Origin of the sequence: Actinomycetospora aeridis, assembly GCF_037400275.1 — a bacterium.
In the GTDB taxonomy this organism is placed as follows: Bacteria; Actinomycetota; Actinomycetes; order Mycobacteriales; family Pseudonocardiaceae; genus Actinomycetospora; species Actinomycetospora aeridis.
In genome coordinates this window covers 22,249-30,256 of record NZ_JBBEGL010000019.1, presented here as the reverse complement: position 1 = coordinate 30,256, position 8,008 = coordinate 22,249, and the positions used below count along the sequence as shown (strand labels likewise).

Genomic DNA, 8,008 nt, shown 5'->3' with positions numbered 1-8,008 from the left:
GGGCCGGCCCTGGTTCACCCCACCCTGGATCGTCGACACCGACCAGACACCCCGACCCGGCGGCCGACCCCACGTCCCCCTCTGAGCCGTTGCCCTCCGCGCTCCGCATCGGTAAGAGCTGCGGTGTGGACGATCTCGGCCAGTATCTCCCGCCGCTCACGCCCGATGTCGTGCGCGCCCGCCGGCAGACCATCGGCTCGCTGCTCTCCCGCAGCGCGCGCAAGCACGGCGCCAAGGTGGCGGTGGTGCACCGGGACACCCGGCGGACGTTCGCCGAGCTCGACGGCGACGCCAACCGGGTCGCGAACGCGCTCGCCGCGCGCGGCGTCGTCCGGAACCAGCGGGTCGCGATCTTCTCCCACAACTCCTACGCGTTCGTCGTCGCGTACTTCGCGATCGCCCGCCTCGGGGCGATCTCGGTGCCGGTCAACTTCAACTTCGTGGCCTCCGAGGTCCGCTACGTGCTCCAGGACAGCGGTGCGACGGCGGCGATCGTCGAGGACGCGCTCGTCGACACGTTCGGGGCCGCCGAGGTCGCGGTCTCGCTCGGCGTGGTCGTCGGCCACAGCCCGGGCTGGACCACGTTCGACCGGCTGCTCGCCCACGACGACGCGACCGAGCCCGACGTCGAGATCGGTGACGACGACCCGGTGCAGCTCCTCTACACGAGCGGCACGACTTCGGCGCCCAAAGGTGCGATCATGACCAACCGCAACCTCATCGCGCAGTACGTCAGCGACATCGTCGACGGCGAGTACCACCGCGACGACGTCGAACTGCACGCGCTGCCGCTGTACCACTGCGCGGCGCTGCACGACTTCCTCACGCCCGACGTCTACCTGGGCGCGACCAGCGTCGTCGTCGACGCCGCCGACCCGGACACGATCCTGCGCACCGTCGAGGCCGAGCGGATCACGAAGATGTTCTGCCCGCCGACGGTGTGGATCCGCCTCCTGCGCTCACCCGCGTTCGACGAGCACGACCTCTCCTCCCTGCGCAAGGGCTACTACGGGGCGGCGATCATGCCGGTCGCGGTGCTCGAGGAGCTGGGCCGGCGCCTGCCCGACATCCGCCTGTTCAACTACTACGGCCAGACCGAGCTGGCGCCGAACGCCACCGTCCTCTTCCCGGAGGAGCAGATCGCGAAGGCCGGGACGGCCGGTCGGGCGAGCCTGAACGTCGAGACCCGCCTGCACGACGAGGACGACCGGTCGGTGCCGGTGGGCCAGGTCGGCGAGATCGTGCACCGGACGCCGCACGCGATGCGCGGGTACTGGGGCAAGCCGGAGGCGACCGCCGAGGTCTTCAAGAACGGCTGGTTCCACAGCGGCGACCTCGGGGTGATGGACGCCGACGGCTACCTCACGATCGTCGACCGCAAGAAGGACATCATCATCACCGGCGGCGAGAACGTCGCGAGCCGCGAGGTGGAGGACGCGATCTACGCGCACGCCGCGGTCAGCGAGGTGGCCGTGTTCGGGGTGAAGCACCCCGAGTGGATCGAGGCGGTCGCCGCCGCCGTGGTCCTGCGCGACGGGGCGAGCGCGGCGCCGGCCGAGATCGTCGCGCACGCCCGCGAGCGGCTGGCCGGCTTCAAGGCCCCCAAGTACGTGGTCCTCGTCGACGAGCTCCCGAAGAACCCGAGCGGCAAGATCCTCAAGCGCGAGCTGCGGGACACGTACGCCGGGCTCGCCGAGGCGTGAGCGCCGACCGCGGGCCGGTCCCGCGCGAGGACGCCGCGCGCAGCGTCCGGTTGGTGGCGGTGGCGTTCGGCGTGACGGTGGTGGTCACGCGGCTCTACCTCGCGCTGACCGGCTACCCGCAGATCGGTGGCGAGGTCTACCACCTCGCGCACGCGCTCTGGGGCGGTCTGCTGCTCCTCGTCGGCGGGCTGGCGGCGCTTGCGTGGAGCAACCGGTGGGTCGCCCCGACGACGGCGGTGTGCGTCGGCGTGGGATCGGGGCTCTTCGTCGACGAGGTCGGCAAGTTCATCACCCAGCGCAACGACTACTTCACCCCGCTCGCCGCGCCGATCATCTACGCGGTGTTCCTGGGCGTGCTCGGGCTCGCGATCCTGGCGGGCCGCGCCCGGCTCGACCGCCCGCGCGTGCTGGCGTACTCGGTGGCGATCCGGTCGAAGGACCTCGCCGACGGCCCGCTGCGCCCCGACGACCGGACCGCGCTGCTCCGGGACGTCGATGCCCTCGCGGACGACCCGGCCCGCCCCGACCTCGCCGCCTACGCCACGGCTCTGCGTCCCGTCGTGGAGGCCGCCCCGACCGAGGCGCGGGACCGCACCCGCCCGCTCGTGGCCGGGCTCCGGCGCGTCGAGGCCGCCCTCGTGCCGCGCTGGGTCCACCGGCTCCTGCTGATCGCGGGGTCGGTCGTGCTCGGGCTGGTGTCGCTGGTCGGTCTCGTCGTCCTGGTCGCCCTGTGGAGCAGCGACCCCGACGTGCAGATCGTCCTCGACGACCGGACCCTCCCGCCCGGCAGCAGGCCGCCGGTGCTCGTCGTCGCCTCGGCGGGGGAGGCGGTCGTCGGGGTCCTCCTGCTCGTCGCGGCGGCGGCGCTGTTCCTCGGTCGCGACCGCGTCGGGGTCCGGCTCTGCCGCGCCGGGCTGCTCCTGGCCCTCGCCGGCGTGAACGTCGCGCTGGGCTACCTCGACGCCGAGCTCGTCGTGCTCGCCGTCGTCGCCGAGCTCGCGGTGCTGGTCGTCGCCGGCCGGTACCGGACCCGCTTCCTGCCGGCGGGGCCCCGGGCCGGAATGCGTCGGCCGGAGGCGGGGTTCTCGCCGACATGACCGATGAGAAGGTCGAGCTCAGCCCGGCGGACTGGGTGCGCGGCCAGACGGAGAAGATCCTCGAGACGGGAACCACGGAGGGCGTGGAGATCCTCGGCAGGCCGATCGTGCTCCTGACCCTGCGCGGCGCGAAGACCGGCAAGCTGCGCTACACCCCGGTGATGCGCGTCGAGCACGACGGCCACTACGCCGTCGTCGCCTCGAAGGGCGGGGCGCCGGAGAACCCGGTGTGGTTCGAGAACATCCGCGCACACCCGGACATCCGCCTGCAGGACGGCGCCGAGACGCAGGACTACACCGCGCGCGTCGTGTCGGGCGAGGAGCGGGCGCAGTGGTGGGACCGCGCCGTCGAGGCGTTCCCGAACTACGCCGAGTACGCGACGAAGACCGACCGCGAGATCCCGGTGTTCGTGCTCGACCCGCGCTGAGTCACGCCGGGCGGTCGGTGCCCTCCCGCCGCGCCTGCTCGTGGGCCGCGGCGTCGGGCGCCGGCCGCCGGGTCCACCCGGACGCCGACCAGCCGTCGAGCCAGCCCGGCTGCGCCAGGGTGGGCAGGAGCGCGCGCCACGTCGTGCTCATCCGCTCCCACAGCGACGGGCCGTCGGGCTGGACCTCGGTGAGGTAGTGGTGCCCGACGACCGTCGAGAGCAGCGTGGCGCTCACCGACGCCGGGTCGGTGCCGGGGTGGACCAGCCCCTGCACGCGGGCCCGCTCGAGCAGCGACTCGGTGTCGGCGCGCCACCCCTCGACCCACTTGTGGCGGTCGGTCTCCATGCCCGGGTCCTCGCGCATCACACGGAGCCCACCCCGGACGATCGGGTCGTGCACCAGGCGCGCGACCTGGGCGTCGTAGACGACGAGCAGGGTCTGGAGCGGGTCGAGGCCGCGTGCGGCGATGCGCGCCGTGACGTCGTCCCACGAGGAGTGCAGCTCGTCGACGACCGCCCAGCCGAGCGCCGACTTGTTCGCGAAGTGGAAGAACAGCGCGCCCTTCGTGCGCCCGCCGTCGGCGGCGACCTGGGCGAGCGCGGTCGCGTGGTAGCCCTGCGCGGCGAAGCGGCGCGCGGCCGCGAGCAGGAGCTCGCGCCGGGTGGCGCGGGCCCGGGCCTGCAGGGGAGCGGTGACGGCCTGGTCGGACCACCGGGACACCGGGAGCTCGAACCACTCCGGCGTCATACGGCGAGTATGCGGACCGGCGGCGACGTCGGCAGGCGAGGCCGTTGTCGGTGCGGTGAGCGGCTCCTCCGTGATCAGGCAATCCGGGCGATCGCCGCATAACCCCCGGTCGGACGCGCGCCCGGACTCGGCGTGGGCCAGTCGACGATGTCGACGAGGCCGGGTGGGACGAGCTCGAGCCCGCCCAGCAGCTCGCGGATCTCCTCCCGCGTCCGCAGCACGACCTCGGTGGCGCTGCCGCGGTAACCGTCCTGGATGGCCCGCGTCCGCGCCGCCAGCTCGGGGTCGTCGTGGTCGGCGCTGCCGTGGCTCATGACGTGGACGCTGCCCGGCGCCGTCGCGGCGCGGTAGCGGGCCAGGACGGCGGGCAGCTCGGGGTCGGGGACGAAGTGCAGGACGGCGACGGTCAGCAGCGCGATCGGCCGGGCGGGATCGAGCAGGTCGTGGACGCCCGGCGCGGCGAGGACGCCCTCGGGGTCGCGCATGTCGGCGCGCGTCACGCTGACGTTCTCCAGACCCCCGATCACCTCGTGGGCGTGGGCGACCGCGACGGGCTCGAAGTCGATGTACGTCACGCGGGCGTCGGGGTCCTGGGCGAGCGCGATCTCGTGGACGTTGCCGGCCGTCGGCACCCCCGACCCGAGGTCGAGGAACTGGGTGATGCCCTGGGACAGGCACCACTCGACGGCGCGGCGCAGGAAGTCGCGGTTGGCGCGGCAGACGTAGGCCATGTCGGGGTTCTGCGTGAGGATCTTCGCTGCCTGCTCGCGGTCGACGGCGAAGTTGCACGCCCCACCGAGCAGGTAGTCGTAGATCCGGGCGGCGTTGGCCCGCTCGTAGTCGATGCCGGCCTGCAGCGCCTGCTCGGCCTCCCGCCACGTCCCGCCCGCGTCCGTCACGCCGCTCTCCCCGCTGCCTCGACCGTGGGAACGATCTTCTCATCGCGCGCGGCCGGCCGGACCGTCACGACGACGAGGATCGCAGTACCCGGTGCGGTGACGACTCCGCGTGACGAGAAGGTGTCGGATTCCGGACACCAGGGCCATCCGGGCGACATCGTTACCACATCGACCGTTGACGCACTACGCAGGGTGTCCGAATCTCGTTCCACGACCTTGATTCCTCGTGGAAGGGACAGTGACGTGACCGGAGTGATGACCGCCCCCTCGGCGGCCAACCGCACGCGGGCGCGCCGCGGGCTCGCGGTGTTCCTCACCCTCGCGATCGTGTTCGAGGCACTCTGCCTCACCGCGCTGCTGACCACCGGCCAGGCGTGGTGGATCTTCGTCCTCATGTGGAGTGTCACCCTCGCCTCGGTGATCGCGCGCCTCGTGATGCGCGAGGGCTTCCGCGACGTGTCCTTCCGCTTCGGCGGCGCGCGCTCGGTGCGCTGGATCGTCGTCGGGCTCCTGCTTCCCCTCGTCGTCGGTGCGCTGTCGTTCGGCACGGCGTGGCTGGTCGGGCTCGTCCCGTTCGCGCCGCCGGAGGGCGGCTTCTGGGCGCTGCTCCTGGGAACGGTCACGGTCGGCCTGGTGCTCAACCTCGTCTGGGCCGCGGGGGAGGAGATCGGCTGGCGCGGCTACATGCTGACCCGCTTCATCGACGCCGGCATCCCGCGGCCCGTCCTGACCCACGCGATCGTGTGGGGCCTCTGGCACCTGCCGCTGATCCTTGCCGGGCTCATCTACACCGAGCACCCGGTGACGATCATCGCCGCCCTCGTGTTCATGGTCAGCGTCGTGCCCTACGGCTGCATCCTCGCCCGGGCGCGCCTCTCGACCGGGTCGGTCTGGCCGGGCATCGCGGCGCACGGCGCCTACAACAGCATCATCCAGGGCGCCTTCTGGCCGGCCGCGGCCGCCGGGGGCGCGAGCGCGGCGGTCTGGGTCGGGATGGAGACCGGCATCCTCGTCGCGGTCGCCCTGATCCTCGTCGGTCTCGCACTCTGCGCCGGGACCTGGACCTACCGGCGCACGCCCGACGAGCTCATGGCGGGCCCGCGGGAGGGCTGACCGTGAGGTCGACGGCACGGGGCCCGTCCTCCGTCGGGGGCGGGCGGTACACCCTCGGAGACCTGATCGGGCGCGGTGGCGCCGCCGAGGTGTTCCGGGCGCGCGACGAGCTGCTCGGCCGCGACGTCGCCGTCAGGCTGTTCCCGGCCGGCGTCGGCGGGGCCGACGAGTCCCGCCGCGGGCGCGAGCTCTGGGCCCTCGCCGGGATGAACCACCCCGGCCTGGTCACGATCTACGACGTCGGCCGGGAAGGCGACCACGCCTACCTCGTCATGCAGCTCATCGAGGGCGAGTCGGTCGCCGGCCACCTCCGGTCGGGACCCTTGCCGCAGGGTGATGTGGTGGCGCTGGGCGCCGCGCTGGCCGACGCCCTGACCTACGTCCACCGTCGCGGCGTGGTGCACCGCGACGTCACGCCGGGCAACGTCCTGCTCGACACCCACGGCCGCCCGCGCCTGACGAACTTCGGTATCGCGGGGCACGCCCACGGCACCGACGTCACCCCGGCCGGCCAGCTGTTCGGGTCGGCGACCTACCTCTCGCCCGAGCAGGTGCGCGGCGAGCAGGTCGGCCCGGCCTCCGACGTCTACGCGCTGGGCCTGGTGCTCCTCGAGTGCATCACTGCGCGCCGCGAGTACCCGGGCGACCTGCTCGAGTCCGCGGTCGCCCGCCTGCACCGTGCGCCGGAGATCCCGCCGGACCTGCCGGCGCCGCTGGGCAACCTCCTGCGGGCGATGGTGGCAAGTGACCCGACGGAACGGCCCACCACGGAGCAGGCAGCGCTCGCCCTGCGGTCGATGACTCGCGAGGGTGGCGTCGGCCGCGAGACCGCCGTCCCGGCACCGGCCCCCGGCTCCGCGGCGATGGACGCTCAGGTGACCGCGTACCACCCGACCCTCGTGGCGGCCGACGTCTGGTATCCGCTGGTGGCGTTCGTCCATCGCGCCGAGGTCTTCCGCGATCCCGCGACCGGGCGGCGCATCGACCCGGTGGAGGAGGTCGCCGCTCGCGCGGCGCGCGCCGTCGCCGACGTGGCGGCGCCGTACGGCGGGACGCCGGGGTCGCGGCGGTTCCGTCTCGTCCGCGGTGACGAGGTGCTCCTGCAGCCGTGGCTGGACGACGGGGAGGTCGACCCGCCGGACGCGGTCGTCCGGTGGGAGGAGCCGATCGAGCAGGTCGACTTCCGCATGCGGGTGTCCGGGCACGTCGGGCGTCAGGTGAAGGCGGGTCTGCGGATCTTCCGCGGCGTCGTCCCGCTCGGCGAGGTCGAGTTCCTGACGACGGTGAGCAGGTCGGCGGAGTCCGCGGAGAGCCCGCTGGAGCCGACCCCGATGCGCCGGTTCCGCAGCGTCTTCGTCTCCTACTCCCATGACGACGAGGAGATCGTCGAGCGCGTCCTCGACCACTGCCGGATCAGCGGCGACCGGTACCTCCGGGACCGGACGGAGCTCGGGGCCGGGGAGCGCTGGGAACCGCGACTGTTCGAGATGATCCGCGAGGCCGACGCGTTCCAGCTGTTCTGGTCGCACAACGCCATGCGCTCCGACTTCGTCCAGCGGGAGTGCGCCTACGCGCTCGGTCTCGGGCGTGAGCGTTTCGTCCTGCCCGTGTACTGGGAGGAACCCCGACCGTCCGACCGATCGCGCGGTCTGCCGCCCCGGGCGCTCGACGAGCTGCAGTGGACCCGCCTCGGGCGGGTGCCCGTGTCCGCGGAGGTCGGGTCGCGGCCCCGGATCGTGGTCGACCCGGAGCCGTCCGCCGCATCGGCCACGTCCGTGGCGTCAACCGAGGCCGGCGTCGCGCGAGCCCCTCGCGCGCCGGGGCCGGTGGCGGGCCCGACCGGGGCGTTCCCGGTACCGCCGCTCGGCGGCGCGTCGGCGCCTCGAGCGTCGCCCCGGCCCGCCGGCTCGCGTCGCCGGCGCGTCGTGATCCCGCTGGTCGTCGCCGCCGCGCTCGTGCTCGCCGCGCTCGTCCTCCTCTCGTTCCTGGTGCGCTGACGTCGCGCGAGGCCGCCCGTCCG

7 protein-coding genes are annotated in these 8,008 nt (G+C 73.5%); 5 read left to right on the top strand and 2 right to left on the bottom strand.

Annotated elements, in window-relative coordinates:
* The first annotated feature begins 125 nt into the window (after positions 1-125).
* From WCD41_RS30750 to WCD41_RS30740, 3 genes are read left to right on the top strand one after another with little or no spacing between them, the layout of a single operon-like run.
* On the top strand, positions 126-1,703 hold the full coding sequence (locus tag WCD41_RS30750) for a fatty acyl-CoA synthetase (protein WP_337719073.1): 1,578 nt from the start codon (positions 126-128) through the stop codon (positions 1,701-1,703).
* Entirely contained in the window at positions 1,700-2,800 is a 1,101-nt protein-coding gene (locus WCD41_RS30745; RefSeq protein ID WP_337719072.1) for a hypothetical protein, read from the top strand. Before WCD41_RS30750 ends, WCD41_RS30745 begins: the two co-directional genes overlap by 4 nt.
* Positions 2,797-3,228, top strand: a complete 432-nt coding sequence (locus tag WCD41_RS30740) for a nitroreductase family deazaflavin-dependent oxidoreductase (protein WP_337719071.1) — start codon at positions 2,797-2,799, stop codon at positions 3,226-3,228. Before WCD41_RS30745 ends, WCD41_RS30740 begins: the two co-directional genes overlap by 4 nt.
* A gap of 1 nt (position 3,229) precedes the next feature.
* Here the strand turns inward: WCD41_RS30740 and WCD41_RS30735 are convergent, their stop codons facing one another.
* Complete coding sequence (locus WCD41_RS30735; RefSeq protein ID WP_337719070.1) at positions 3,230-3,976, bottom strand: ScbR family autoregulator-binding transcription factor; 747 nt, start codon at positions 3,974-3,976, stop codon at positions 3,230-3,232.
* A 74-nt stretch (positions 3,977-4,050) separates the two neighbouring features.
* The gene (locus WCD41_RS30730; RefSeq protein WP_337719069.1) at positions 4,051-4,875 is read right to left on the bottom strand and encodes an SAM-dependent methyltransferase; all 825 of its coding nucleotides are present in this window, start codon (positions 4,873-4,875) and stop codon (positions 4,051-4,053) included.
* A gap of 243 nt (positions 4,876-5,118) precedes the next feature.
* Between WCD41_RS30730 and WCD41_RS30725 the strand changes: the two genes are divergently transcribed.
* Positions 5,119-5,988: a CPBP family intramembrane glutamic endopeptidase gene (locus WCD41_RS30725; RefSeq protein ID WP_337719068.1), complete on the top strand. Its 870-nt coding sequence runs from the start codon at positions 5,119-5,121 to the stop codon at positions 5,986-5,988.
* 2 nt (positions 5,989-5,990) lie between these two features.
* Positions 5,991-7,985, top strand: a complete 1,995-nt coding sequence (locus WCD41_RS30720) for a protein kinase domain-containing protein (RefSeq protein ID WP_337719067.1) — start codon at positions 5,991-5,993, stop codon at positions 7,983-7,985.
* The last annotated feature ends 23 nt before the right edge of the window (positions 7,986-8,008 follow it).